The sequence below is a fragment of the Pseudomonas sp. B21-059 genome, from assembly GCF_026016285.1.
GTDB classification, from domain to species: domain Bacteria; phylum Pseudomonadota; class Gammaproteobacteria; order Pseudomonadales; family Pseudomonadaceae; genus Aquipseudomonas; species Aquipseudomonas danubii.
The window spans coordinates 579135-603908 of record NZ_CP087201.1; the positions used below are offsets into that span (position 1 = coordinate 579135).

22 protein-coding genes, 1 pseudogene and 1 riboswitch are annotated in these 24774 nt (G+C 62.4%); of the genes and pseudogenes, 16 read left to right on the forward strand and 7 right to left on the reverse strand.

Annotation, left to right across the window (positions count from 1 at the left end; translation table 11 throughout):
• Window positions 1–12: 12 nt before the first annotated feature.
• Window positions 13–633: a CatB-related O-acetyltransferase gene (locus LOY69_RS02590; RefSeq protein ID WP_102862875.1), complete on the forward strand. Its 621-nt coding sequence runs from the start codon at window positions 13–15 to the stop codon at window positions 631–633.
• 81 nt (window positions 634–714) lie between these two features.
• On the opposite strand, the gene LOY69_RS02595 is transcribed toward LOY69_RS02590, so the two are convergent.
• Window positions 715–2577 carry an O-antigen ligase family protein gene (locus LOY69_RS02595; RefSeq protein ID WP_265074101.1) on the reverse strand — a complete coding sequence of 621 codons (1863 nt, stop codon included), beginning with the start codon at window positions 2575–2577 and terminating at the stop codon, window positions 715–717.
• Window positions 2578–2733: 156 nt separating this feature from the next.
• Between LOY69_RS02595 and msbA the strand changes: the two genes are divergently transcribed.
• The 4 genes from msbA (at window position 2734) to hldE (ending at window position 7574) form a co-directional block, all read left to right on the forward strand.
• The gene (msbA, locus tag LOY69_RS02600; RefSeq protein ID WP_102862877.1) at window positions 2734–4539 is read left to right on the forward strand and encodes a lipid A export permease/ATP-binding protein MsbA; all 1806 of its coding nucleotides are present in this window, start codon (window positions 2734–2736) and stop codon (window positions 4537–4539) included.
• Window positions 4540–4729: 190 nt separating this feature from the next.
• Window positions 4730–5434 (forward strand): sulfotransferase family 2 domain-containing protein, encoded by a 705-nt coding sequence (locus LOY69_RS02605; protein WP_102882031.1) that lies wholly within the window; start codon window positions 4730–4732, stop codon window positions 5432–5434.
• A complete protein-coding gene (cysC, locus tag LOY69_RS02610; RefSeq protein WP_110650965.1) occupies window positions 5427–6038 on the forward strand; it encodes an adenylyl-sulfate kinase in 612 nt (203 codons plus the stop codon). The genes LOY69_RS02605 and cysC overlap by 8 nt, the downstream gene beginning before the upstream one ends.
• Before the next feature lie 102 nt (window positions 6039–6140).
• The gene (gene hldE / locus LOY69_RS02615) at window positions 6141–7574 is read left to right on the forward strand and encodes a bifunctional D-glycero-beta-D-manno-heptose-7-phosphate kinase/D-glycero-beta-D-manno-heptose 1-phosphate adenylyltransferase HldE (protein ID WP_102863061.1); all 1434 of its coding nucleotides are present in this window, start codon (window positions 6141–6143) and stop codon (window positions 7572–7574) included.
• A gap of 51 nt (window positions 7575–7625) precedes the next feature.
• Here hldE and LOY69_RS02620 read toward each other — a convergent pair whose 3' ends face one another.
• The 4 genes from LOY69_RS02620 to LOY69_RS02635 all read right to left on the reverse strand — a co-directional run bounded on the left by LOY69_RS02620 (window position 7626) and on the right by LOY69_RS02635 (window position 11093).
• Entirely contained in the window at window positions 7626–8597 is a 972-nt protein-coding gene (locus LOY69_RS02620) for a metal ABC transporter ATPase (RefSeq protein ID WP_102862880.1), read from the reverse strand.
• A gap of 41 nt (window positions 8598–8638) precedes the next feature.
• Entirely contained in the window at window positions 8639–9451 is an 813-nt protein-coding gene (locus LOY69_RS02625) for an aldo/keto reductase (protein ID WP_110650959.1), read from the reverse strand.
• Complete coding sequence (locus LOY69_RS02630) at window positions 9448–10623, reverse strand: NAD(P)/FAD-dependent oxidoreductase (RefSeq protein ID WP_123391313.1); 1176 nt, start codon at window positions 10621–10623, stop codon at window positions 9448–9450. Before LOY69_RS02630 ends, LOY69_RS02625 begins: the two co-directional genes overlap by 4 nt.
• A 137-nt stretch (window positions 10624–10760) precedes the next feature.
• Window positions 10761–11093 (reverse strand): DMT family transporter, encoded by a 333-nt coding sequence (locus LOY69_RS02635; RefSeq protein ID WP_011058907.1) that lies wholly within the window; start codon window positions 11091–11093, stop codon window positions 10761–10763.
• 111 nt (window positions 11094–11204) lie between these two features.
• Between LOY69_RS02635 and LOY69_RS02640 the strand changes: the two genes are divergently transcribed.
• Window positions 11205–12089 carry a LysR family transcriptional regulator gene (locus tag LOY69_RS02640; protein ID WP_162884166.1) on the forward strand — a complete coding sequence of 295 codons (885 nt, stop codon included), beginning with the start codon at window positions 11205–11207 and terminating at the stop codon, window positions 12087–12089.
• Window positions 12090–12111: 22 nt separating this feature from the next.
• Window positions 12112–13392 carry a lipid IV(A) 3-deoxy-D-manno-octulosonic acid transferase gene (gene waaA / locus LOY69_RS02645; RefSeq protein ID WP_265074102.1) on the forward strand — a complete coding sequence of 427 codons (1281 nt, stop codon included), beginning with the start codon at window positions 12112–12114 and terminating at the stop codon, window positions 13390–13392.
• A gap of 76 nt (window positions 13393–13468) precedes the next feature.
• Here the strand turns inward: waaA and LOY69_RS02650 are convergent, their stop codons facing one another.
• Window positions 13469–14899, reverse strand: coding sequence for a TolC family outer membrane protein (locus LOY69_RS02650; RefSeq protein WP_110650955.1), 1431 nt, complete (start codon window positions 14897–14899; stop codon window positions 13469–13471).
• 196 nt (window positions 14900–15095) lie between these two features.
• Window positions 15096–15200, forward strand: a riboswitch (TPP riboswitch).
• A gap of 163 nt (window positions 15201–15363) precedes the next feature.
• On the opposite strand from LOY69_RS02650, the gene thiC reads away from it, so the two are divergent.
• The gene (thiC, locus tag LOY69_RS02655) at window positions 15364–17253 is read left to right on the forward strand and encodes a phosphomethylpyrimidine synthase ThiC (protein WP_102862886.1); all 1890 of its coding nucleotides are present in this window, start codon (window positions 15364–15366) and stop codon (window positions 17251–17253) included.
• A 173-nt stretch (window positions 17254–17426) separates the two neighbouring features.
• A pseudogene (locus tag LOY69_RS02660) lies at window positions 17427–17729 on the forward strand (putative hydroxymethylpyrimidine transporter CytX); the annotation flags it as partial.
• Here LOY69_RS02660 and LOY69_RS02665 read toward each other — a convergent pair.
• Window positions 17701–18444 (reverse strand): RsiV family protein, encoded by a 744-nt coding sequence (locus tag LOY69_RS02665; protein WP_265074103.1) that lies wholly within the window; start codon window positions 18442–18444, stop codon window positions 17701–17703. The pseudogene LOY69_RS02660 and the gene LOY69_RS02665 overlap by 29 nt on opposite strands.
• 225 nt (window positions 18445–18669) lie before the next feature.
• Between LOY69_RS02665 and LOY69_RS02670 the strand changes: the two genes are divergently transcribed.
• The 7 genes from LOY69_RS02670 (at window position 18670) to LOY69_RS02700 (ending at window position 24769) form a co-directional block, all read left to right on the forward strand.
• Window positions 18670–19287, forward strand: coding sequence for an NUDIX domain-containing protein (locus LOY69_RS02670; RefSeq protein WP_102862888.1), 618 nt, complete (start codon window positions 18670–18672; stop codon window positions 19285–19287).
• On the forward strand, window positions 19278–19730 hold the full coding sequence (locus LOY69_RS02675) for a DUF1249 domain-containing protein (RefSeq protein ID WP_011058915.1): 453 nt from the start codon (window positions 19278–19280) through the stop codon (window positions 19728–19730). The genes LOY69_RS02670 and LOY69_RS02675 overlap by 10 nt, the downstream gene beginning before the upstream one ends.
• Before the next feature lie 99 nt (window positions 19731–19829).
• Window positions 19830–20645: a 3',5'-cyclic-AMP phosphodiesterase gene (gene cpdA / locus LOY69_RS02680; protein WP_110650953.1), complete on the forward strand. Its 816-nt coding sequence runs from the start codon at window positions 19830–19832 to the stop codon at window positions 20643–20645.
• Between the two features lie 67 nt (window positions 20646–20712).
• Complete coding sequence (locus tag LOY69_RS02685) at window positions 20713–21321, forward strand: YqiA/YcfP family alpha/beta fold hydrolase (protein ID WP_102862890.1); 609 nt, start codon at window positions 20713–20715, stop codon at window positions 21319–21321.
• Between the two features lie 42 nt (window positions 21322–21363).
• Complete coding sequence (parE, locus tag LOY69_RS02690; RefSeq protein WP_102882023.1) at window positions 21364–23268, forward strand: DNA topoisomerase IV subunit B; 1905 nt, start codon at window positions 21364–21366, stop codon at window positions 23266–23268.
• Entirely contained in the window at window positions 23268–24251 is a 984-nt protein-coding gene (locus LOY69_RS02695) for an esterase-like activity of phytase family protein (protein WP_265074104.1), read from the forward strand. Before parE ends, LOY69_RS02695 begins: the two co-directional genes overlap by 1 nt.
• Complete coding sequence (locus tag LOY69_RS02700; protein WP_265074105.1) at window positions 24248–24769, forward strand: TIGR02281 family clan AA aspartic protease; 522 nt, start codon at window positions 24248–24250, stop codon at window positions 24767–24769. Before LOY69_RS02695 ends, LOY69_RS02700 begins: the two co-directional genes overlap by 4 nt.
• Window positions 24770–24774: the final 5 nt, after the last annotated feature.

Below are 24774 nucleotides of genomic sequence, written 5' to 3' on the forward strand. Positions count from 1 at the left end.
GGGCGCCGGAGCATGGGCTGGATTCAACGCTTTCTTGAAAAGCGCGCCAAGCGTGCGATCCGCAAACTGCCGAAAATCGAACGCGGCGTGGTGCGCTTCCAGCAGCGTTATCCGGGGTACAGCATTGGCCGCGGCAGTTATGGCTTGCCTGAGGTGCATGACTGGCAGGAAGGTTCGACCCTGAGCATCGGTGCTTACTGCTCGATCGCCGAAGGCGTGCAGATTTTTCTTGGTGGTCACCACCGTGCGGATTGGGTCAGCACCTACCCCTTTCCCGCAATGCTACCCCAGGCCGCGCATATCAGCGGTTACGCCGGCACCAATGGCGATGTGCGGGTGGGCAGTGATGTATGGCTGTGCTCCAACAGCACACTGTTGTCCGGTGTGACCATTGGCCATGGCGCGATTGTCGCGGCGGGGGCTCTGGTCACCAAGGATGTGGAGCCCTATGCGGTGGTCGGTGGCAATCCGGCGCGCTTCCTGCGGTGGCGCTTCCCCGAAGAACAGCGCCAGCAGTTGTTGCAGAGTGCCTGGTGGGACTGGCCGGAAGCCGAGTTGCACGGGCTTGCCGACAAGCTGTGCAGTGATGATATCGAAGGCTTCCTGGCCTATGCCCGGCAGCGTCAGGCCTGACGTTCAGCGGCTCAATCCCCTATGACCTGATTCCCTGACAGCCTTGTGCGACTGTCAGGGTGCAGATGTGGTTGCAGGGTTTCAGTGAGCGCCTTGGCGCTCGTCGTTCGCAGGCAGTTGCTTCAGCAGGCCGGTTGCACGGGACATCGAGGTAGGCAGCGCATACCCCGCCTGTAGTGCATTCAGGTGCTCCTGGAACAGCCAGTTACTGTCTTCGCTATAGCGCTGCATGTGCCGCAGATTGCGCTGGCGCAGTGAAGTTCTCAGCGAGGAGGGGTAAACCCGCAAATCGGCAAGATCGATCAGGCCGAATTCGCCGTTCTCCAGGACCAGCACATTGGCCAGGTGAAGCGAGCGAAAGTACACCCCTTGTTCATGCAGGCGAGCCATGAACGTACCGAAGTCCTTGATCAACTGCGCGCGCTCTTCTGCCGAGCCTGCCAATTGCAGGCGCTGGCGTAGGGTCTGCCCAGGCAGTGGCTGGTAGCGCACGGCGTTGCTGCCGTCGGCAAGTCGGTACAGGCCCAGGATGACCGGGGTGGTAATGCCCAGATCACGCAGTTGCTCGCTGTTTGCGGCAAAGCGCTCGGAGTAGGGGTTGAACCCTCCCGAGGTGTACCAGCGACGAGGGCGGAACAGCTTGAAGAAACTGCCATCCTCCAGACGCAGGACCTTGGGCCCCAGGCCATCGGCTTCGATGACCTGGGCATTGGCGAGCAGTTGTTCGGCTGCGGCCGGGGGCAGTGAGGCTACCTGCACAGGTGGCGAACGTCTGGCGCGCTGGTGAATGCACAGGGCGGCGATCATGGCCAGGGGGATCCACAGCAGGAACCAGTGCTCCTTTGGACGCGAAAGAATCCCGCCGCCTTCTGTCAGGCCGGCGCCAATGCCAAAGACCAACCAGCTGGAAGCCAGGATCAGCAACGGTGTGGTACGAAGCTGCCAGCTCTTGAGCAGGGCCCAGGCCTGCATGAACAGCCACGGCAGCAGGCCGAAGATGCCCACATAGTAGAGAACCCCCAGGGCGAAGTTGTGTGGCTCTTCCAGAAGGAAGCCGATACCCGGGTCCAGGGACAGGCTGGCGTTATAGCCATGACCGATCCAGGGATGATTGACGATCTGCTCCAGCGCTAGGCGCCAGAGGTCGAAGCGCGAAGAGCTGCCACGCTCCAGAAGCATCTGCGAGAACAGGAGCAGGACCGCCGCGCCGCCTACTGCCATGCCCGCAAGCAACATCAACGAGCGGCGGTTCCAGCTGATGAAGCTCAGCCAGAGAGCGGCCAGGGTCAGCCCCACCAAGGGCGTCCTGGAGCCGGTGGCAATCAGTGCGGCAAACATGATGGCCATTGCCGGAATGCTCAGCCAGAGCATCTGGTAGCGGCGACAGGTCATGCTCAGGCTCAGCCAGTAGACGCAGAAGAAACCGAAGACGTGGGAGCTCAGCAGCGGATTGTCAAAGGCTCCGACACCCACCATGCGCAGATCGGGGGTGTGGTAGCGAACGAAGACGTACAGGTTGAAGATCGAGGCGAGCAGGGCAACGATCGCCGCGCAGAAGATCAGTGGCTGCACTATGTCATTGCGATAGCGCACCAGCAGGGTACAGCCGGCGAACAGCATCAGCGTATGCAAAGGGGTCTTGATCTCTCCCAGCACGCTGTCGACCGGCGGGCTCCAGGCCAGGCTGACGATGGCCCAGGTACAGAACAGCAGCATGGCGATGAAGATAGGCTCGCGCAGCAGTCCTTTCAGTTCGCTGGGGCGTGTGCACAAGGCAATCAACGTCGGGATGCTGAACAGGCCGTAGTACAGCTTGTGCAACTGACTGCGGCCGGGGAGGAAAAACAGCGCGCAGAGCAGCAATAGATACCCTAGCGGCAGAATCCACAGGCAAATGAAATCGAATACTCGATTCGACGTGTTGCGAAGAGCGTTGGGTTGCATGCTTAGACGTTCATCCCGGAAGTTAAGCCGGCAATCATAGCGATTAATACTAGGTGGTGTCGTTGGTCAGCTGAACAATCTCGGTCCCTTGGGAGTGCCGGTACCTCGAACAAGCTGTGCTAAAGTCAGCCTCCTTTTTGACGACATTCCCGTGATATGACCGACTCCAGTCCCAGCGCAAGCCCTTCGAGCTTGAAAATCTACTTCCGTCTGCTTGGCTATGTGCGGCCCTATATTGGTCTGTTTCTCATCAGCATCGTCGGGTTCCTGATCTTCGCTTCGACCCAGCCCATGCTCGGCTACATCCTCAAGTATTTCGTCGATGGCCTGTCCAATCCCGAGGCTGCGCTGTTTCCCACTGTGCCCTACCTGCGAGACATGCGGCTGCTGCAGGCGGTGCCACTGTTGATCGTGCTGATCGCTGCCTGGCAGGGCCTGGGTTCCTACTTGGGCAACTACTTCCTGGCCAAGGTTTCCCTGGGCTTGGTGCATGACCTGCGGGTGCAGTTGTTCAACAACCTGTTGACCCTGCCCAACCGCTACTTCGACAAGCACAACTCGGGACACCTGATCTCGCGCATCACGTTCAACGTGACCATGGTTACGGGGGCCGCGACCGATGCGATCAAGGTGGTGATCCGCGAAGGCATGACGGTGATCTTCCTGTTTGCCTCGTTGTTGTGGATGAACTGGCGCCTGACCCTGGTGATGATTGCCATCCTGCCGCTGATTGCGATCATGGTGCGTACCGCCAGCAAGAAATTCCGTAAGCAAAGCAAGAAGATCCAGGTGGCCATGGGCGACGTGACTCACGTTGCCTCGGAAACCATCCAGGGCTATCGCGTGGTACGCAGCTTTGGCGGCGAGACCTATGAGCAGCAGCGCTTTCTGGCAGCCAGCCAGGGCAATACCGACAAGCAACTGCGCATGACCCGCACCGGCGCGATCTACACGCCGCTGCTGCAACTGGTGATCTACAGCGCCATGGCGGTGCTGATGTTCCTGGTCCTGTATCTGCGTGGCGATGCGTCGGCGGGGGAAATGGTGGCCTACATCACCATGGCCGGGTTGCTGCCCAAGCCCATTCGTCAGCTGTCGGAAGTCAGCTCCACCATCCAGAAAGGCGTGGCCGGCGCGGAAAGCATTTTCGAACAGTTGGACGTCGAGCCCGAGGTCGATCATGGCACGGTGGAACACGCCAGCATCAGCGGACACCTGGAAGTGCGTAACCTGAGCTTCACCTATCCAGGTACCGAGCGTCAGGTGCTGGACGACATCAGCTTCAGCGTCGAGCCCGGAAAAATGGTCGCCCTGGTGGGGCGTTCCGGCAGCGGCAAGTCGACCCTGGCCAACCTGATCCCGCGCTTCTATCACCATGACAAGGGCCAGATCCTTCTGGACGGCACCGAGGTTGAAGATTACCGCCTGCTGAACCTGCGTCGGCATATCGCCCAGGTTACCCAGCACGTCACCCTGTTCAGCGACACCGTGGCCAACAACATTGCCTATGGCGACCTGGCCGGGGCACCGCGGGCGGACATCGAAAAGGCCGCGGCCGACGCCTACGCCATGGACTTCATCGCCCAGTTGCCAGAAGGCCTCGACACTCAGGTGGGGGAGAACGGCGTGCTGCTTTCGGGTGGCCAGCGTCAGCGCCTGGCGATTGCCAGGGCCTTGCTGAAGAACGCTCCGCTGCTGATTCTCGACGAGGCCACCTCAGCCCTGGACACCGAGTCCGAGCGGCATATCCAGGCTGCCCTGGACAAGGTCATGAAGGGACGTACCACCCTGGTGATTGCGCACCGTCTGTCCACTATCGAGAAGGCGGACATGATCCTGGTCATGGATCAGGGACGGATTGTCGAGCGCGGCACTCACGCCCAGTTGCTGGCCCAGAATGGCTACTACTCGCGGTTGCACGCCATGGGTCTGGAAGAGCCTGCACCCACCGGGATCGCCTGAGTCTTTCCGGGGAGCGAGCCCGCTCGTTCCCCGGAGCCTCCAGGGTGTGCAAGGCACCTTGGCATCATTTGTATGGCCCGTCTTACAGTCTTGACCAAGGCTAAATAATTCTGCGTTTCACGCTTGTTATGGTTCCCGCCTGAATCTTCGAATGGATCGAGAGGGCCATCCTTCTCGCGTGGGTACCGCAATGCTGCAACGTTTTGTGTGGAAGTTATTACCCAAGACCCAGCGTCATTTCCTGTTGGGTCGCCTGTCGGTGGTGGATCGTCAGGTGGTGAACAAGTCCATGTCCGCCAATGTGCGGTTCCCCGATGCTTTTGCCCGTCATTCCTGTCTGTTTATCCATGTTCCCAAGTGTGCCGGCAGCAGCGTCTGTTCGGCCCTGTTCGACGGGTGGATGCCGGGGCATCTGCCGTTGTACTGGTATGAGCAACAGTTCCCCCGGGAGTTTTCCAGCAGCTTCAAGTTCGCCTTCGTCCGCGATCCCCTGGAACGCGCCTATTCGGCCTATGCCTTTTTGCGGGGCAACCGCCTGGGGCGACGGGATCAGGCGGCCCAGAGCCTGGTGACGCACTACCGGGACTTCGACGACTTCGTCGGCCGCTGGCTGCACTCGGAGAATATCCACAGGCAGATGCATTTCGCGCCCCAGAGCGACTTCCTCACCGACTCCCTGGGGCGCCTGGCCCTGGACTTCATCGGCTATCAGGAATACTTGCAACGTGACTTCCAGCTGTTGTGCCAGCAGTTGGGGGTCGATGCCCAACTGCCCCATGTCAACGGCACTGCTCAACGCCGCACTACCCCTGTCAGGGAATTCTGCTCGGTACGCACCCGTCGCCTGGTGCGCCGTGTCTATCAACGCGACTACGAGATGCTGGGTTATGAATAAGCTCGCTTGTGCGCCTTTGGAGCAACTGCAGATCCGCCCCTACAGCCTGTCGCTGTCCATCGAGGCCCGGGCCGCCCTCAAGCAGCAGAAGCCCTGTTGTCTATGGCTGACGGGCCTGTCGGGGGCCGGCAAGTCGACCCTGGCCAACCTGCTGGAACTGCGCCTCAACGAGTTGGGCATGCATACCTTCGTCCTTGATGGTGACAATGTGCGCAGTGGGCTGTGCCGTGACCTGGGAATGGGGGCCGAGGCACGCAAGGAAAATATCCGCCGCATGGCCGAGGTGGCGCGGCTGATGGTGGAGGCTGGGCTGTTGGTGATCGTGTCGGCGATTTCACCGTTTCGCGCCGATCGTGATGCTGCCCGGGCGCTGTTCGGGGCTGGACAGTTTATCGAGGTGTACATCAGCACGCCGTTCCAGGCCTGTGCCCGGCGTGACCCCAAGGGCCTGTATCAGGCGGCCCTGGAGGGCCGTATCAAGGATTTCACCGGGCTCGACAGTCCTTACGAAGCGCCGCTGCAAGCCGATTGCGAGATCGATACGTCCTGCGTGGAGTTGCCGGAGGCGATCCGCCAGCTGCTGCAACTGCTGCCGTGCAAATGAATCGTAGAAAATCTTCGCCGGCCTCACTCAAGGCATAGAACTAGGCGGCGCCAACCCTGTGTTAATATCGCGCCCCTGTTCATTTTGTATGTGGGATGCTCCATGAAGTTGTCCATGCCGCGATTCGATCAAGCCCCTGTCTTGGTGGTCGGCGATGTCATGCTCGACCGTTACTGGCATGGTGGTACCTCACGGATTTCCCCTGAGGCGCCGGTGCCGGTGGTCAAGGTCGAGCAGATCGAGGACCGCCCGGGTGGTGCCGCCAACGTTGCCCTGAACATCGCCGCACTCGGTGCGCCCGCCTCCCTGGTCGGGGTGACCGGTGACGATGAGGCTGCCGACAGCCTGGCCAACAGCCTGCAAGGTGCGGGCGTACGTGCACTGTTCCAGCGCATTGCCCACCAGCCGACCATCGTCAAGCTGCGGGTCATGAGCCGTCACCAACAGCTGCTGCGCATCGACTTTGAAGAACCCTTTGCCACCGACGCCCTGGCCCTGGCGGCCGAGGTCGACGCTTTGCTCGACGGCATCAAGGTGCTGGTGCTGTCCGACTATGGCAAAGGCGCTCTGCGCAACCATCAGGTGCTGATCGCGGCCGCGCGGGCCCGTGGCATTCCGGTGCTGGCGGACCCCAAGGGCAAGGATTTCTCCATCTACCGTGGTGCCAGCCTGATCACGCCGAACCTCAGCGAGTTCGAAACCATCGTCGGCGGCTGCGCCGACGAGCACGAACTGGTGAGCAAGGGCGCCAAGCTCATGCACGATCTGGAGCTGGGGGCGCTGCTGGTGACCCGTGGCGAGCACGGCATGACCCTGTTGCGTCCGGATCATCCGGCCTTGCATCTGCCGGCCCGTGCCCGTGAAGTGTTCGACGTCACTGGGGCCGGTGATACCGTGATTTCGACCCTGGCGGCAGCGATTGCCGCCGGTGAAGAGCTGCCCCACGCGGTGGGCCTGGCCAATCTGGCCGCGGGCATTGTGGTTGGCAAGCTGGGTACGGCGGCCATCAGTGCACCGGAGCTGCGTCGGGCGATCCAGCGCGAGGAAGGTTCCGAGCGCGGTGTTCTGAGTCTCGATCAGCTGTTGCTGGCCATCGATGATGCCCGGGCGCACAACGAGAAGATCGTGTTCACCAATGGCTGCTTCGACATCCTTCACGCGGGGCATGTGACCTACCTTGAACAGGCCCGGGCTCAAGGGGACCGATTGATCGTGGCGATCAACGACGATGCTTCGGTCAGCCGCCTCAAGGGGCCTGGACGTCCGATCAACAGTGTCGACCGGCGCATGGCGGTGCTGGCGGGGCTGGGGGCCGTGGACTGGGTGATCAGCTTTTCTGAAGGCACTCCGGAAAACCTGCTGTCCCAGGTCCGCCCGGACGTGCTGGTCAAGGGTGGCGACTACGGCATCGATCAGGTGGTGGGCGCCGATATCGTCACGGCGTATGGCGGCACGGTGAAGGTGCTGGGATTGGTGGAGAACAGCTCGACCACCGCCATCGTCGAGAAGATCCGCAAGACCGACAAGGCCCAGTAACGGTTGCAGTCTGAAAAAACGGCGCCTGCTCCAGGCGCCGTTTTTTTTGCCTCAGCCTTGGCGCCTGGCCTTGGCGGGAACCATCTTGCGCAGGATCTGCCGGGCCTTGCCGGTCAGGCGCGAAAGTTTCGAGTCCTTTTCCGGTTCGCTCAGGCCTCGTTGCCTGAGCCAGTCCTTCCAGCGAATCCGCTCCTCACGCACCACCCAGCCTTCCTGCTGGGCGAAGCTTTCCGCCAGGTACAGGCCGCGGGTGCTGGCCGGGTGCAGTTGATCCTTCTTCAAGGTGTACAGCTCGGCACAGGGCTGGCCATTGTCCAGGGGCATCAGGTACAGATCCGGCCGCTTGCGGTCCAGGCGCGCCACCAACTGGTCGCCTTCCAGCCGCTCGTCGACGTGGAACAGGCTCAGCGACTTGGCTTCCTTGGGGACGTCCAGGCGCAGGTCGTAGATCAGTTGCAACGAGGCGGTGGGCAGGTGCACGTAGGCCCGGGGTCGCTCCAGCAATTGCAGGTTGGCGCAGCGTACCGGTCGCGCGGCTCCGGACAGTGGAGTCAGGCGAAAGGGCAGGGCCTCGCGATAATGCAGGGCCCCGGCGTAGGGGGCCGGTAGCCAAGTGTCGTTGAAGCGTCCGCCGAGCCAGCCTTCCGGGGTTTCCAGCAGGCATTCCTCGGCGATTTCCTGGATGGCCGTGTGCAGCGGCAGGTTCAGTTCATGGGCGGGTACGTAGCCGGAGATCAGCTTGAGCACCACGTCGCCGCGGTCCTGGCGTCGCTGGCGCACCAGCACCCAGTAGTCACGGTTCTGCCAGTGCAGGGTCAGGCGTACAGAAACCCCGAGGTTGGCCAGTTCCAAGGCAAACCTTTCGTGGTCTGCCACCGTCACCGCGCGCCGGCGCTGCAGGGTCTGAGCGAAGTTCAGCGGCCTCCCGACGCTCTGGTAGCAGAGGCCTTCGGGAGTCGCTTCGACGAACAGCGGCAGGGTCTTGAAGTTGCTGGGATTCTTTCTAATGAGCGGTCGCGACATCTCGGCTCCTTCTTGCGTCGGGGTCGGCCGCGTCGGCGGCATCAGTTTTTGCCTAAAACCTGTGCCACGGTCGCCACGTTATGGGCCAGGTGCAACGGGTTGATGGTCCCGACGATAGCACTGGCAACGCCGGGCCGCTCAAACAGCAGTTCGAAGCTGGCCCGAACCGGGTCGATGCCCGGACTCAGGCAGACATGGCCGCTGGCCAGGGCCTTTTTCACCAGGATGCCCTTGTGGTGGTCGGCGGCATAGTCAATGACCGCCCGCTCGGCCTGTTCGTTCAGATTGTAGGTAACCATGGCGCAATCGCCTTGTTCCAGAGCCTTCAGACCGCCGTCGACGGTCTTGCCGGAGAAGCCGAAGCCACGGATCTTGCCCTCCTGCTTGAGCTGCGCCAGGGTCTGGTAGACCTCGCTCTGGTCGAGAATGGCCAGGTCGTTGCCGTCGGAATGCACCAGCACCAGGTCGATGAAGTCGGTTTCCAGGCGTTGCAGGCTGCGTTCCACGGACAGTCGGGTGTGAGCGGCACTGAAGTCGTGGCGGGACACGCCGTCGGCAAACTCTTCGCCGACCTTGCTGACGATCACCCATTCCTGGCGCTGGCCGCGTAGCAGGGGGCCCAGGCGCTCTTCGCTGCGGCCGTAGGCGGGGGCGGTGTCGATCAGGTTGATGCCCAGGTCGCGGGTCAGCTTGAGCAGCATGCGGGCTTCCTGGTCATCCGGGATCTGGAAGCCGCTGGGGTACTTCACCCCTTGATCACGGCCCAGCTTGACCGTGCCCAGGCCCAGAGGCGAAACCATCAGGCCGGTGCTGCCGATCGGGCGATGCAGGTTATGCAGGGTCGGCTGGCTCATGGCAGCAGTTGCTCCCAGGCCGGTTGTGCCAGGGGCGGCTTGGGCAGGGCGGGAAGTGGATCACTGTGGCCTGGACGAATGCCGTCGCGCTCCAGAGCCGCGAGAACGCGGTCGGCGAAGTCCGGCGCCAGGGCCAGTTTGGTCGGCCAACCCACCAGCAGGCGATCCTGCTCGGCGAGGAAGGCGTTATCCGGCCGGGTCAGGCCCGATTGCGCCGGCTCGGCCCGATCCACTCGCAAGGTGGCCCACTGCGCTTGGCTCAGGTCGACCCAAGGCAGCAACTGTCCCAGTTCCTTTTGGGCAGCAGCGATCTGCGCCGCCGGTTCCCGGGCCACGCCTTCGGCTTCGGCGAGATCGCCTCCCAGGTACCAGACCCATTGGCCGTCGGCAGCCGGGTGAGTGGTGACGGTGATCCGGGGTTTGGGGCCGCCGCCCAGGCAATGGGCGTACAGGGGTTTAAGGGTTGGCCCCTTGACCAGCACCATGTGCAGCGGACGTTGCTGCATGGCCGGCTGACTCAGGCCGATAGCCTTGAGCAGGTCGGCATTGCCGGCACCGGCGCTGAGGACGATGCGTTGCGCGCGGATCTCGCGTTCATCGATCCGCAGGCCCACCAGATGATCATTCTCCAGTAGGGGCTCGATCTTCTGTCCGGCCAGCAGGCTATCGCCGCCGAGGTCTGCCAGACGCTGGATGACGCTAGGCACATCCACCACCAGCTCGGCCAGGCGATAGACCTTGCCTTTGAAGCGTTTGTCTTGCAGGGCCGGGGGCAGTTGTTCGCCCTTGACCTGATCGACCCGGCCGCGCACGGCCTTACTGGCAAAGAAGCTGGTGAGGTTGCCGGCCAGGGTGCCGGGAGACCAGAGGTAATGGGCGTCGGACAGCAGGCGCACGCCGGACAGGTCCAGCTCGCCGGTGCCGGCCAAGGCTTCGCGCCAGCGCCGCGGCATGTCGGCGATGGCTTCCGAGGCACCGGTGAGGGCGCCGTGCAGGGCGTATTTGGCGCCGCCGTGGATGATCCCCTGGGATTTCACGCTCTGTCCGCCACCGAGGCTGGCGCTTTCCACCAGTACAGTGGAAAAGCCCTGGCGCCGCAGGCGGGCGTTCAGCCAGAGACCGGCGACGCCTGCGCCGACAATCAGCACATCGGTAGAAATAGCGGATGGCATGCAGCGACCTCAGTGTTCAAAACGAGAGGCGCAGTATACAGGCTCGTGAATCTGTAGGAGCGGCCAGGCGAACCCCGTGACAGGTTGTCACGCGGTGGGCTGCTCGCCGGCAAGCCGGCTCCTGCATGAGCAGAGGGTCAGTGCCCGGCGGTTTTCGAGAACAGCTGGATCACCACCACGCCGAGGACGATCAGCGCCATGCCCAGCATGGCCGGGATATCCAACTTCTGGCCGTAGAGAAACAGGGCGGCGATGCTGACCATGACGATGCCCATGCCAGCCCACACTGCGTAGGCCACGCCTACCGGGACGGTGCGCACTACCAGGGTCAGCATCCAGAACGCCACGCCGTAGCCGACGATGATCAGCGCCAGGGGCAGCGGTGTGCTCAAGCCCTTGACCGCTTTCATTGAAACAGTGGCAATTACTTCCGCGCAGATGGCGATGGCCAGGTAGTAGTAAGCGTTCATGGGAGGGTTCCTCGTGTCTGGGACTGCTTTTCTGAGGTCGGCATTCTAGAGACTGTTCAGATGGGGTAAAGTCATTACCTATCTGTTATGAAGATAGGTTGCCCTATGAACATGCAATGGAACCTGGAGCAGTTGCGGCTGTTTGTCAGTGTTGCCGAGCTGCGCTCGTTTTCTGCAGTAGCCCGCCAGCAACGCAAGGCTCAGTCCGCCATCAGCAGTGCCATTGCTCTGCTGGAAGAGGACCTGGGAGTGAGCCTGTTCGAGCGCAGCAGCGGCCGTCAGCCAAAGCTCACCGAAGCCGGCAGTGCCTTGTTGCAGGAGGCCCGGGAAATCCTCCGCCAGTGTGATCGCCTCAATGGCCGGGCGCTGGCCTTGATGCGGGGCCAGGAGGCGCGGTTGCGCCTGGCCCAGGATGAGGCGATGCCCTATCAGCCGGTGCTCGACAGCCTGGAGGCACTGGCCGAGCGCTTTCCCAGCCTGGAAGTGCAACTGGCCAGCGGTGCTCAGGGGGACGTGGCGCGCAAACTGGTGGAGCGTCGGGCCGACTTGGGGCTGCTGTTTCACCATGAGCAGATGCCGGAAACCCTGGAGCGCCAAGCCCTGGGCAGCGTCGAGATGGTCACCGTCTGCGCCGTGGGGCATCCGCTGGCCCATGAGAAACGGGTCAATCGCCAGCTTCTGGCCCGGCACCGGCAGTTGTTGATCGCTCCCCAACTCAGCGGTTATCCCGGTGGCGAGCAGGTCAGCCCCCAGGTCTGGCGGGCTGACAGTTTTTATGTCATGGCTGAATGGCTGATGCGCGGCCTGGGCTGGGCCTGGCTGCCGCGGCATGTGGTGCAGTACCCGGCTTACCAGCATCAGATGGTCGAATTGGTCAGCGAATGGACCCCGCCGGCGCTGGTGGTGGAGTTGGCCTGGCGCCGCGACGAACCTCTGGGGCCGGCGGCGCGTTGGCTGGCGGAACGTTTTGCCGTGCACCTGAAGGCGATCGGCTAAAAAACCGATAAACTCCGCCGCCATGAATAGAACTCTCTATACCGCACTGTTTTACCTGGGGCTGCCATTGGTAGCGATTCGCCTGTGGCTGCGTTCGCGCAAGGCTCCGGCTTATGCCAAGCGCATTGGCGAGCGTTTCTCCCTTGGCTTGCCGGCCATGCAGACTGGCGGCATTTGGGTGCATGCGGTGTCTGTGGGCGAGAGCATCGCCGCCGCGCCAATGATTCGTGCCCTGTTGGCCCGTCATCCCCAGTTGCCGATCACCGTGACCTGCATGACGCCCACCGGCTCCGAGCGTATCCAGGCGCTGTTCGCCAATGAGCCGCGAATCCAGCATTGCTACCTGCCTTACGATCTGCCCTGCGCCGCGGCGCGGTTTCTGGATCGGGTGCAGCCCAAGCTGGCGGTGATCATGGAGACCGAGCTGTGGCCCAACCACATTGACCAGTGCGCCCGGCGCGGGATTCCGGTGGCCCTGGCCAATGCCCGGCTGTCCGAGCGTTCGGCCAAGGGCTATGGGCGTTTTGCCCGCCTGACCGCGCCCATGCTGGGGCAAATGAGCCTGTTCGCGGTGCAGACCGAAGCCGAAGCCGAGCGTTTCCGTCAACTGGGTGCACGTCCCGAGACGGTGGAAGTCACAGGCTCGATCAAGTTCGACCTGAGCATTGACCCGCAACTGCTGGAGCGTGCCCGGGATCTGCGCAAGCAATGGCAGGCCATGGAGCGCCCGGTGTGGATCGCCGCCAGTACCCACGAAGGTGAAGACGCCGTGGTGCTCGACGCCCATCGGCAACTGCTGGCCAGTTACCCGAATGCCTTGCTGATCCTAGTGCCACGGCACCCGGAGCGCTTCAACTCGGTGTTCGAGCTGTGCCAGCAACAGGGATTCGCGACGGTTCGCCGCTCCGCCGGGGAACCGGTGGGCGCCACCACCTCGGTGTTGCTGGGGGACACCATGGGTGAGCTGCTGTTCCTCTACGCCCTGGCCGACAGCGCTTTTGTCGGCGGCAGTCTGGTCGCCAATGGCGGGCACAACCTGCTGGAGCCGGCGGCCCTGGCCAAACCGGTGATCAGCGGGCCGCACCTGTTCAACTTCCTGGAAATCGCCGCGATGCTGCGCGAGGCCGGTGCCTTGCAGGAGGTGGATGACGCTGAGGGACTGGCGGTGGCGGTGCAGCGCCTGTTCGAGTTGCCCCGGGATGCACAGAAGATGGCCGAGGCCGGGCTCAAGGTGCTCAAGGCCAATCAGGGCGCTTTGCAGCGTTTGCTCGATGGGCTCGACCGTTTGCTCAAGGAGCGCTGAGTCGTAGCTCCGAAAGCGCTTTGCCGGCATGCAAAAAGGCCACCCGCTGGGGTGGCCTTTTTTATGGCTGCGGCCTTCAGGGGCGAGCCTTGAGTTGCTCTTGTGCGGCCTTGGCCAGGTCCGGCGGCAGGAAGTCGCGGTCCGGGTTGTAGTCGGCCTTGAGGTAGCGCGACAGGTCTTGCAGATCACCGGGGTTGAGGGTGCCGGCGGCCTGCTTCAGGCGCAGGTTGTCGAGGATGTAGTCGTAGCGGCTGTTGTTGTAGTTGCGCACCGAGGTGTACAGCTGGCGCTGGGCATCGAGCACGTCGACGATATTGCGCGTCCCCACCTGATAGCCGATTTCCGTGGCTTCCACCGCACTCTGGTTGGAGATGATCGACTGGCGTCGGGCCTGGACCTGCTCGACATCGGTGTTCACTGCGCGGTGCAGGTTGCGGGTGTTCTCCACCACCTGGCGGCGCAGGGATTCACGCTGCTGTTCGGTCTGGCTCAGGCGCGAATAGGACTCGCGAACCTGGGAGCTGGTCAGCCCGCCGCTGTAGATCGGGATGTTCAGCTGCAGGCCGATGGAGCGCTGTTCGACATCGCTGCCGTAGCGCGTCAACGGATTGGGGTTGCTGAAGCCCAGGGCGTCGTTGTCGCCTTTCTTGTACTGCGCCACGGCGTCCAGGGTCGGGGCGTGCCCGGCCTTGCGCTGCTTGAGGGTTTCCTCGGCGGCGCTGACCGCGTAGTTGCTGGCCAGCAGGTTGAGGTTCTGCTTGGCGGCGGTGTCGACCCAGGCCTTGGCATCGTTGGGGGTCGGCGCCAGCACCGGCAGGGTATGGACGATGCCCTGGATCGCGTTGTACTCGCGGTTGGTCAGGGTGATCAGGGCCTCGAAGGCGTCGTCCACCTGGCGCTGGGCAAGGATGCGGTTGGCCCGGGCGGTGTCGTAACTGGCCTGGGATTGCAGTACGTCGGTCTTGTCCGACAGGCCCACATCGAAGCGCTCGTTGGACTGATCCAGCTGGCGTTTGAACGCGGCTTCCTCGGCCTTGGTCGAGGCCAGGTTGTCCTGGGCGCGCAGCACCGCGAAGTAGTTCTCCGCGCTTTGCAGGATCAGGTTCTGCTCGGTGGCCGAGAGTTGCAGGGAGGCTTGCTCGTTGATGTCCTTGGCGGCTTGCAACTGGAACCAGCGATCGGCACGGAACAGCGGCTGGGCCAGGGTCGCCTGGTAGACGTTGCCGCTGCGGGTCGAGGTCATGGAAGGCTCATCGAACTTGGTGCGGGTATTGCTCATGTCCGCGCCGGCCGAGAGGTTGGGCAAAAGCCCGGCGCGAGCCTGGGGCACCACTTCCTTCTGGGCGCCGTACTGGGCGCGTGCAGCGGCCAGATCGGCATTGTTGTCCACCGCTTCCTGATAGACGCTGACCAGGTCGGTCTTGGTGGTCAAAGGCGCTTCTACTGCCCAGGCCATTCCATTGGACGCACAAGACACGGCAACAGCCAGTGAGAGTTTGCGCAGCATTCGGCGATCCCTAGAGTTGATATTACGGAGATAATCCAGGCGCCAAGGCTAAGGCGCGACCCATAGAGCGTCAAGGTTCGACACAGGGCAAGGAGTGTAGAGCCGCTGGCAGGTCGCAACAATCCGCTAATTACGCCATTCATCCTGCTTATTGCACGGGGGTTGGCGTTCTGTCCCGGCTTTGTCTAGACTGGCCCGGTTCTTGTCGGGGTGCCTTGCTATGAGGCTGAGATCGGATAATCCGGATCCCGTTGAACCTGATCAGGTTAGCGCCTGCGTAGGGAACAAGATTTCTCGTCACCCGGCGAGTCCTCTTGTGCTTCGTCCGGGATGTTGTTCGACAATCGAACACCCCTCGAGTACCAAGCACTGCACTCACTAGTTGCTTAGACAGGGTGCGTCCGTCCGTTACAGGTTCGCTCCGACAAAATCCCACTGCCTGGATGCTGTCTGGAGAGCCCGTGATGACGACAAAACTAAAAAACGCTAGCAACCTCAGTGAGTCGGCCCAAGTCGACCAACAATCGGTGCAGCCCTTTACCCGCTCGCAAAAAGTCTATGTCCAGGGTTCCCGCCCGGACATCCGCGTGCCCATGCGCGAAATTACCCTGGACGTGACCCCCACCGATTTCGGCGGCGAGATCAACGCGCCGGTCACTGTGTACGACACCTCCGGTCCCTACACCGATCCGAACGTGGTGATCGATGTGCGCAAGGGCCTGGGTGATGTACGTTCGGCGTGGATCGAAGACCGTGGCGACACCGAGCGCCTGGCGGGCCTGAGCTCCAACTTCGGTCAGCAGCGTCTGGCGGACCCGGAACTGACCAAGCTGCGTTTTGCCCACGTCAACAACCCGCGCCGAGCCAAGGCCGGGGCCAACGTCAGCCAGATGCACTACGCGCGCAAAGGCATCATCACCGCCGAGATGGAATACGTCGCCATCCGCGAAAACATGAAGCTGCAGGAGGCCCGCGCCGCCGGCCTGCTGAAGCAGCAACACGCCGGTCACAGCTTCGGCGCCAGCATTCCGAAAGAAATCACCCCAGAGTTCGTCCGCGAGGAAATCGCCCGCGGCCGCGCCATCATCCCGGCCAACATCAACCACGTTGAGCTGGAGCCGATGATCATCGGCCGCAACTTCCTGGTGAAGATCAACGGCAATATCGGCAACAGCGCCCTGGGTTCTTCCATCGAGGAAGAAGTGGCGAAACTGACCTGGGGCATCCGCTGGGGTTCGGACACGGTGATGGACCTGTCCACCGGCAAGCACATCCATGAAACCCGCGAGTGGATCATCCGCAACTCGCCGGTGCCGATCGGTACCGTGCCGATCTACCAGGCCCTGGAAAAGGTCAACGGCGTGGCCGAGGACCTGACCTGGGAGCTGTTCCGCGACACCCTGATCGAACAGGCCGAGCAGGGCGTGGACTACTTCACCATCCATGCCGGCGTGTTGCTGCGCTATGTACCGCTGACCGCCAAGCGCGTCACCGGCATCGTTTCCCGCGGCGGTTCGATCATGGCCAAGTGGTGCCTGGCGCACCATAAAGAGAACTTCCTCTACACCCATTTCGACGAAATCTGCGAAATCATGAAGGCCTACGACGTCAGCTTCTCCCTGGGAGATGGCCTGCGTCCGGGGTCGATTGCCGACGCCAACGACGAAGCACAGTTCGGTGAGCTGGAAACCCTCGGCGAGCTGACCAAGATCGCCTGGAAGCACGATGTGCAGTGCATGATCGAAGGCCCGGGCCACGTGCCGATGCAGTTGATCAAGGAGAACATGGACAAGCAGCTGGAGTGCTGCGACGAGGCGCCGTTCTACACCCTGGGCCCGCTGACCACCGACATCGCTCCGGGCTACGACCACATCACTTCCGGTATCGGCGCGGCGATGATCGGCTGGTTCGGTTGCGCCATGCTTTGCTATGTCACGCCCAAGGAGCACCTGGGCCTGCCGAACAAGGATGACGTGAAGACCGGGATCATCACCTACAAGATCGCGGCCCATGCTGCCGACCTGGCCAAAGGTCACCCTGGCGCGCAGATCCGCGACAACGCCCTGTCCAAGGCGCGTTTCGAGTTCCGCTGGGAAGACCAGTTCAACCTGGGCCTGGACCCGGACACCGCACGCTCCTACCACGACGAAACCCTGCCTAAGGATTCGGCCAAGGTGGCGCATTTCTGTTCCATGTGCGGGCCGAAGTTCTGCTCGATGAAGATCACTCAGGAAGTGCGCGAATACGCGGCCAACCAGCGCATCGAAGCGGTGGACGTGGACGTCGCCAAGGGTCTGGCCGAGCAGGCCGCGCGCTTCAAGCAGGAAGGCAGCCAGCTGTACAAGAAGGTCTAAGCCACGAGCTGCAAGCTGCAAGCTGCAGGCTGCAAGCGGAAAGCAAAGGCCGAAGTGCTTTTTCTTGACGCTTGAGGCTTGAGGCTTGCAGCTTGCTCCTGTTCTTTCTGAGATAGATCCCTTGCGCAGGGCAAGTACCTACTCTCCCGATCTCGCGGTGCCGGCCGACCAGCGCGTGTTTCGCGCCATTGGCCCAGTACCAGAGCTTCCTGCTGTTGATCGGCTCGGCATTTGCGCCGTTGTTTGGCGTGGTGCTGGTGGATCACTTCATACTGCGTCGCCGCAGCGGGCAGATCCCGCACGCAGCCCTGCGCTGGACGGCGCTGCCGGCCCGGTTGGGTGGGGTGAGCACCTATCACCTGCTGGCCAATTTGTATCCGGAAGTCGGTGCAACCCTGCCGTCACTGGTACTGGCAGGGCTGTTGCAATGGCTGCTGGGGCGGGCGTTCAGTTCTCGGGAAACAGCTCGGGCTTGAGCACGCCCTTGAGGCGGTCGTAGGGAATCTGCAATTCGATATGACCTAGGACCGATGGCGCAATGGTGGTGACGTCGTACTTGAGGGTCACGGCTTTCTGGGTCAGGGCCACGTTCGGGGTTTTCTGGAACGGCCAGGTCTTGACGAATTCGGCTTCGCGATCCAGGTGGGTGCTGATCAGCCAGTTGTTGTGGGCAACCCGCGCAGCCTTCCAGAACATGTCCTCCTGGCCGGGCAGGAGCATGTCTGCCAGGTTCAGGGCCTTGTGTTGCTGGCGCGAGTAGTTGACGAAGCCCCGTCCCGGGGTGCCATTGGCGGCGCCGGTGTCCAGGTAGCTGGCCAGTTCGATGATCACCAGTCCGTCATGCTGCTCGCGTACCTTGGATTGCAGGTACATGCCGTGGCGGTCTGCTGCGCTGCGCAGGAACTGTTCGCGGTAGGCGCTGAGGCTGGCCGGCAGTGGTGCGTCGGGGCTGGTGCGGGTCATTTGCAGCAAGCGTTTTTCGACGATGGCGTCCAGTTGCGGCTCGGCGGGAAAGTGCACGGTGTCAAGGTTGACCAGTGGGCATTCGGCGCCACTGCAGCCGGGTTTGAGTTGTTCGGATTTCTCGCGCTTGGTTTCCAGCGGGGTGTTGTAGCTTGGCTGAAACAGGCTTTGGCAGGCGCCCAGGGTCAGGGCGATACAGGCCACGGAGGCGATTTTGACAAGCGACATGGGCGTCCTTCATAAACCAGGGGGGAGGCAAAAGTTACCGGCTTCGACTGTCTGCGAGGCAGTCGGTTCGCCACTAAGCTCAATAGAAGCAATTAGAGTAGGTTTAGCCCCTCGCCGTCTATCCCGCTGAGGGTAAAGGGGCTGCATCGGCAGCCACGGGCGCGTTAGGATGGCGCGAAGTCGAGGGGGATCCTCGGGTCGAATACGCTGTACACGAGGATTGTTATGACTGACTTTGCCAACTCCACGCCAAGTGCCGTTGAGATCATCCGGCGTGAAAACTGCTTCCAGGGGTTCTACCGGCTCGATCGCTTGCAATTGCGCCACGAGCTGTTCGCCGGTGGCATGGGGCGGGAAATCAATCGTGAAGTCTTTGTCCGTCACGATGCGGTCTGCGTACTGCCGTACGATCCGCAACGCGATGAAGTGGTGCTGATCGAACAGTTCCGCGTTGGCGCCATGGGCAAGACCGCTACGCCCTGGCTGGTGGAACTGGTGGCCGGGCTGATCGACAAGGACGAGCAACCGGAACAGGTTGCTCGGCGTGAGGCACAGGAGGAAGCTGGCCTGGACATCTCTGCGCTGTGGCCGATGACCCAGTATTTTCCGTCGCCGGGGGGCAGCACCGAGTTCGTCCACCTGTTCCTGGGCCGTTGCGACAGCAGCGCTGCCGGCGGGCTGCATGGGCTGGAAGAAGAGGCGGAAGACATCCGGGTTTCGGTGATGGCTTATGAGGATGCGTTGCAGGCCATGCGTGACGGGCGGATCTGCAATGCCGCCAGCATCATTGCCTTGCAGTGGCTGGCGCTCAATCGCGCTGAAGTGAGGGGGTTATGGTCGTAAACAAGGTACGCGACCGCTATCGGGTTGATCTCGCGGGGCTGCAAGCGTCCTGCGAGGCCAACTACGCTCGGCTGATGCGCCTGTTGCCTGACATGCGCAATCAGCCTGTGGCACGGCGCATTGCCGTGACCCAGGGCGACCAGATGCTCGGCGTACTGGCCCTGGAAGTGGTGCTGGCCTGCCCCTACACCACCACCTTGCAGGTGCGTCAGGAGCACAGCTTGCCGTGGCTGCCCGTGCCGCAACTGGAAGTGCAGGTCTATCACGATGCGCGGATGGCGGAGGTCATCAGTGCCGAGCATGCCCGGCGTTTTCGCAGCATCTATCCCTATCCCAATGCCTTTATGCATCAGCCGGATGAAAAGGCTCAGTTGAATGTCTTTCTTGGGGAGTGGCTGAGTCATTGCCTGGCCTGTGGCCACGAGTTCGAAGCCGTGCGCTAGATGTGAACTGGGTCCGTTTCCCAGGTTTCCTCTTTTGCATTTCCCCCAGCATAATTGCCGCCTTCATCATGCTTTGTGCCCTTGCTCCGGGAGAACGCCGTGCCAAGCGTATCCGCACTGACTGCCGACGATTCCGTACTGCTGGTGCAACTATCTGACAGCCATCTGTTTGCCGACGCTGATGGCACCTTGCTGGGCATGAACACCGCCGACAGTCTGCAGCGAGTCATCGAGCAGGTGCTGGCGCAGCAGCCGCGGATCGACCTGATGCTGGCCACCGGTGATCTGTCCCAGGACGGCTCCCTGGAGTCCTATCAGCGCTTTCGTCAGTTGACCCGACAGATTCCGGCACCGGGCCGCTGGCTGCCGGGCAACCATGACGAGCCGCAGGTCATGCAACTGGCGACGCAGGACAGTGACTTGCTGGAGCCGGTAATGGATATCGGCAACTGGCGCATCACCTTGCTGGACTCGGCGGTGCCCGGCTCGGTGCCGGGTTACCTGCAGGACGACCAACTGCAATTGCTGGCCCGCTCCCTGAGCGAGGCGCCTGAGCGCCATCACCTGATCTGCCTGCACCATCACCCGGTATCCATTGACTGTACCTGGATGGAGCCCATTGGCCTGCGCAACGCCGAGGCACTGTTCGCCGTGCTCGATGCTTTCCCTCAGGTCCGTGCCTTGCTCTGGGGGCATGTGCATCAGGAAATCGACCGCCAGCGCGGCGCCGTGCGGCTATTGGCCTCACCCTCGACCTGCATCCAGTTCGAGCCCGGCAGCGACGACTTCAAGGTCGAGGAGCAGGTGCCTGGCTATCGCTGGCTGCGGTTGTGGCCCGATGGACGGTTGGAAACCGGCGTGGAACGGGTCCTGGGCTACGAATTCACCATCGACTACGGTAGCAACGGCTACTGAAGCGGCTTCGTAACCTGTCGTCATCCCTGTAAACTGCGGCTTTTGCCCAGGTGCACAGGGAGTTCGCATGTCCGGTTCGATCCTTTATATCCACGGCTTCAACAGTGCTCCCGCGTCGACCAAGGCCTCTCAGCTGCGGCGTGTCATGGAGCAGTTGGGGCTGGCTGAACAATTGCGGGTACCGGCCCTGCATCATCATCCGCGACAGGCCATTGGCCAGCTGGAGCAGGCGATTGCCGAGCTCGGTCGACCATTGCTGGTCGGCAGCTCGCTCGGCGGCTACTATGCGACTCACCTTGCCGAGCGCTACGGGCTCAAAGCCCTGCTGATCAACCCTGCTGTCAGCCCGCACCGGATGTTCGACGGTTATCTGGGCACGCAGAAAAACCTGTATACCGATGAAACCTGGGAGTTGACCCATGACCATGTGGCGGCCCTGGCAGCGCTGGAAGTAGCGCCGCCTCAGGACCCACAGCGTTATCAGGTGTGGTTGCAGACTGGCGACGAGACGCTGGACTATCGCAGCGCCGAGCGCTATTACCGTGCCTGCGCCTTGCGCATTCAGGCCGGCGGCGATCATAGTTTCCAAGGTTTTGCCGGACAATTGCCGGCGATGTTGAATTTTGCCGGCATCACTGCCGATCAGTACCAGGCGATCGACTTCACGGCACTGTGAAGCCTCGCCCCATATTCATTGAACGACTAACGACGAGAACCCATGGCCACTCCCAGCGCTAGCTCTTATAACGCAGACGCCATCGAAGTCCTCTCGGGACTCGACCCGGTGCGCAAACGCCCGGGCATGTACACCGACACCACGCGGCCCAACCATTTGGCCCAGGAAGTCATCGACAACAGTGTCGACGAAGCCCTGGCCGGCCATGCGAAGTCGATACAGGTCATCCTGCACGCCGACCATTCCCTGGAAGTCTGCGACGACGGCCGCGGCATGCCCGTGGATATCCATCCGGAAGAGGGCGTGTCCGGGATCGAGCTGATCCTCACCAAGCTCCATGCCGGCGGCAAGTTTTCCAACAAGAACTACCAGTTCTCCGGCGGTTTGCACGGGGTGGGTATTTCCGTGGTCAACGCCCTGTCGAACCAGGTGCGGGTGCGGGTCAAGCGCGACGGCAACGAATACCAGATGACCTTCGCCGACGGTTACAAGGCCACCGAGCTGGAAGTGGTCGGCACCGTGGGCAAGCGCAACACCGGTACCAGTGTGTACTTTGCCCCGGACCCGAAATACTTCGATTCGCCGAAATTCTCCGTCAGCCGCCTCAAGCATGTGCTCAAGGCCAAGGCGGTACTGTGCCCGGGGCTGCTGGTGAGCTTCGAGGACAAGTCCAGCGGCGAAAAGGTCGAGTGGCATTACGAAGATGGCTTGCGCTCCTATCTGGTGGATGCGGTCAGCGAATTCGAACGCCTGCCCAGCGAGCCGTTCTGCGGCAGCCTGGCCGGTAACAAGGAAGCGGTGGACTGGGCCCTGCTGTGGCTACCGGAAGGTGGCGACAGTGTTCAGGAAAGCTACGTCAACCTGATCCCCACGGCCCAGGGCGGCACCCACGTCAACGGCCTGCGCCAGGGCCTGCTGGATGCCATGCGCGAGTTCTGCGAATTCCGCAACCTGCTGCCCCGTGGCCTGAAGCTGGCTCCGGAAGACGTCTGGGAACGGATCGCCTTCGTCCTGTCGATGAAGATGCAAGACGCCCAGTTCTCCGGCCAGACCAAAGAGCGTTTGTCGTCCCGTGAGGCGGCGGCTTTCGTTTCCGGTGTGGTCAAGGACGCCTTCAGCCTGTGGCTCAATGCCAATCCCGAGCTGGGCATGCAACTGGCGGAGTTGGCCATCAGCAACGCCGGTCGCCGCTTGAAGGCCAGCAAGAAGGTCGAGCGCAAGCGCATTACCCAGGGCCCGGCGCTGCCCGGCAAGCTGGCGGACTGCGCCGGCCAGGACCCAATGCGCTCCGAACTGTTCCTGGTGGAAGGTGACTCTGCTGGCGGTTCGGCCAAGCAGGCGCGGGACAAGGAATTTCAGGCGATCCTGCCGTTGCGCGGCAAGATCCTCAACACCTGGGAAGTGGACGGCAGCGAAGTCCTGGCCAGCCAGGAAGTGCACAACATCGCTGTGGCCATCGGGGTCGATCCAGGCGCCGAGGACATGAGCCAACTGCGCTACGGCAAGATCTGCATCCTCGCCGATGCCGACTCCGACGGTTTGCACATCGCCACCTTGCTCTGTGCCTTGTTCGTCCAGCATTTCCGCCCGTTGGTGAATGCCGGTCACGTCTATGTGGCCATGCCGCCGCTGTACCGCATCGACCTGGGCAAGGACATCTTCTACGCCCTCGATGATGCCGAGCGCGACGGCATTCTCGATCGCCTGGTGGCCGAGAAGAAGCGCGGCAAGCCCCAGGTCACCCGATTCAAGGGGCTGGGTGAGATGAACCCGCCGCAACTGCGTGAAACCACCATGGACCCGAACACTCGGCGCCTGGTGCAGTTGACCCTGGACGACGTCGAGGCCACCGCAGAAATCATGGACATGCTGCTGGCGAAGAAGCGCGCCGGTGATCGCAAGTCCTGGCTGGAGTCCAAGGGCAACCTGGCCGAGGTGCTGGCCTGATGCACAGAGGTTTTGCCCTGGCCCTAGCGCTATTGGCAACCTCGGTGGTGGCCGCGCCAGTGCCCGAACTGACCTTGTTGTCCGAGCATCCTGTGGAAGGCATGCGCGGCGGCAATCTGTCCGGGCTGGCACTCTGTGGCCAGGATTTGTGGACGGTTTCCGACCGCGATGACGATCAGATCTACAAGCTCGATACCCGCGACAGTGCTTGGCAGGCCGATGCCGTCAAGCTGGAGGTGCCTGCAGTACCCGATACCGGCTTGCCCTGGGGCTTGAAGTCACGGACCTGGGCGGCGTCCTTCGTGCGTGGTGGCGACCTGGATTTCGAAGGCATCTCCTGCGACGCCGCCAGCAACAAGTATGTGATCAGCGAGGCTCATGCCGCGGTGCTACAAGTGCCGGCGCAAGGCGCGCCGGCCTGGTTGAAGATCTCCCCGATCATGGTCCGTGAAGCGCGGGCCAGTGGCATGCTCCTGCATTTCAACGCCTTGTTCGAAGGCCTGGCGGTGAGCCCTGCCGGCGACCGTATCTGGTTGGCGGCGGAGCGTGAGCGGCGCGGGCTGTTGCTGATCAAGCGCGGGCAGACCACCTGGGACTGTGATGGTGGTTGCGTGCTGCTCAGTGAGGCTGGCTCGGAAATGCAGCCGGAGCAGGTGCCCAATGCCAAGGCGGTGTCCCGGGATTTTGCCGACGTGTCGCTGTTCGACGGCAAGTTGTTCACCCTGGAGCGTAACGCCTATCAGATCTGTCGCCGGGATGCGCAGACCGCCAAGGTCGAGCAGTGCTGGTCCTATGCCGCCGAGGCGCTGGTGGAGCATCGACGTTATCCACAGCCCTATGGGTTGGCGGAAGCCTTGGTGGTGGATGCCAAGGGGGCCTGGATCGGTGTGGACAACAACAATGGAGCCCGCGCCGATGGCGAGGCCCGTCCCATCGTCTGGCGTTTTGCTGCGCCTGAAGGTGGCTGGAGTAGCAAGTCATGAGCCAGCAACCGGGCAAGAGTGCCGGACGCGTGATGCTGATCATGGCCTGGGCCGCTGCGCTGTTTCTGACCACGCGGTTCTTCGCCGATTGGGAGGCCCGTCAGGAGAACCCGAACACGGTCGTCAGTTCGCAACAACATGAGGGTTATATCGAAGTGAAACTGGTCGGCAACGGCCAGGGGCATTTCGTCGCCAGCGGCCATATCAACGGGCAGCCGGTGCAATTCATGCTCGATACCGGCGCCACCGAGGTGTCGATTCCTTCCGGGCTGGCCGAGCGTCTGGGCCTGGAACGTGGGGTGCCGGTCACCCTGAGCACGGCCAACGGGCGCAGCGAGGGTTATCGGACCCGCATCGAGCGTTTGCAACTGGGGGATATCGTTCTCCAGGACGTCAGGGCCCTGGTGGCCCCGGGGCTCGACGGCGACCAGATTTTGCTGGGTATGAGCGCTTTGAAGAAACTTGAATTTACTCAGCGCGGCGGCACTATGCTGCTGCGCCAGACAACGAACCAATGAGGCCC

What these genes read in the sequence shown, in the direction of transcription:
- LOY69_RS02590 (WP_102862875.1), top strand. Translation starts at nt 13, where the DNA reads ATGGGCTGGATTCAACGCTTTCTTGAAAAGCGCGCCAAGCGTGCGATC.
- LOY69_RS02595 (WP_265074101.1), bottom strand. Translation starts at nt 2,577, where the DNA reads ATGCAACCCAACGCTCTTCGCAACACGTCGAATCGAGTATTCGATTTC.
- msbA (WP_102862877.1), top strand. Translation starts at nt 2,734, where the DNA reads ATGACCGACTCCAGTCCCAGCGCAAGCCCTTCGAGCTTGAAAATCTAC.
- LOY69_RS02605 (WP_102882031.1), top strand. Translation starts at nt 4,730, where the DNA reads ATGCTGCAACGTTTTGTGTGGAAGTTATTACCCAAGACCCAGCGTCAT.
- cysC (WP_110650965.1), top strand. Translation starts at nt 5,427, where the DNA reads ATGAATAAGCTCGCTTGTGCGCCTTTGGAGCAACTGCAGATCCGCCCC.
- hldE (WP_102863061.1), top strand. Translation starts at nt 6,141, where the DNA reads ATGAAGTTGTCCATGCCGCGATTCGATCAAGCCCCTGTCTTGGTGGTC.
- LOY69_RS02620 (WP_102862880.1), bottom strand. Translation starts at nt 8,597, where the DNA reads ATGTCGCGACCGCTCATTAGAAAGAATCCCAGCAACTTCAAGACCCTG.
- LOY69_RS02625 (WP_110650959.1), bottom strand. Translation starts at nt 9,451, where the DNA reads ATGAGCCAGCCGACCCTGCATAACCTGCATCGCCCGATCGGCAGCACC.
- LOY69_RS02630 (WP_123391313.1), bottom strand. Translation starts at nt 10,623, where the DNA reads ATGCCATCCGCTATTTCTACCGATGTGCTGATTGTCGGCGCAGGCGTC.
- LOY69_RS02635 (WP_011058907.1), bottom strand. Translation starts at nt 11,093, where the DNA reads ATGAACGCTTACTACTACCTGGCCATCGCCATCTGCGCGGAAGTAATT.
- LOY69_RS02640 (WP_162884166.1), top strand. Translation starts at nt 11,205, where the DNA reads ATGCAATGGAACCTGGAGCAGTTGCGGCTGTTTGTCAGTGTTGCCGAG.
- waaA (WP_265074102.1), top strand. Translation starts at nt 12,112, where the DNA reads ATGAATAGAACTCTCTATACCGCACTGTTTTACCTGGGGCTGCCATTG.
- LOY69_RS02650 (WP_110650955.1), bottom strand. Translation starts at nt 14,899, where the DNA reads ATGCTGCGCAAACTCTCACTGGCTGTTGCCGTGTCTTGTGCGTCCAAT.
- thiC (WP_102862886.1), top strand. Translation starts at nt 15,364, where the DNA reads ATGACGACAAAACTAAAAAACGCTAGCAACCTCAGTGAGTCGGCCCAA.
- LOY69_RS02665 (WP_265074103.1), bottom strand. Translation starts at nt 18,444, where the DNA reads ATGTCGCTTGTCAAAATCGCCTCCGTGGCCTGTATCGCCCTGACCCTG.
- LOY69_RS02670 (WP_102862888.1), top strand. Translation starts at nt 18,670, where the DNA reads ATGACTGACTTTGCCAACTCCACGCCAAGTGCCGTTGAGATCATCCGG.
- LOY69_RS02675 (WP_011058915.1), top strand. Translation starts at nt 19,278, where the DNA reads ATGGTCGTAAACAAGGTACGCGACCGCTATCGGGTTGATCTCGCGGGG.
- LOY69_RS02685 (WP_102862890.1), top strand. Translation starts at nt 20,713, where the DNA reads ATGTCCGGTTCGATCCTTTATATCCACGGCTTCAACAGTGCTCCCGCG.
- parE (WP_102882023.1), top strand. Translation starts at nt 21,364, where the DNA reads ATGGCCACTCCCAGCGCTAGCTCTTATAACGCAGACGCCATCGAAGTC.
- LOY69_RS02695 (WP_265074104.1), top strand. Translation starts at nt 23,268, where the DNA reads ATGCACAGAGGTTTTGCCCTGGCCCTAGCGCTATTGGCAACCTCGGTG.
- LOY69_RS02700 (WP_265074105.1), top strand. Translation starts at nt 24,248, where the DNA reads ATGAGCCAGCAACCGGGCAAGAGTGCCGGACGCGTGATGCTGATCATG.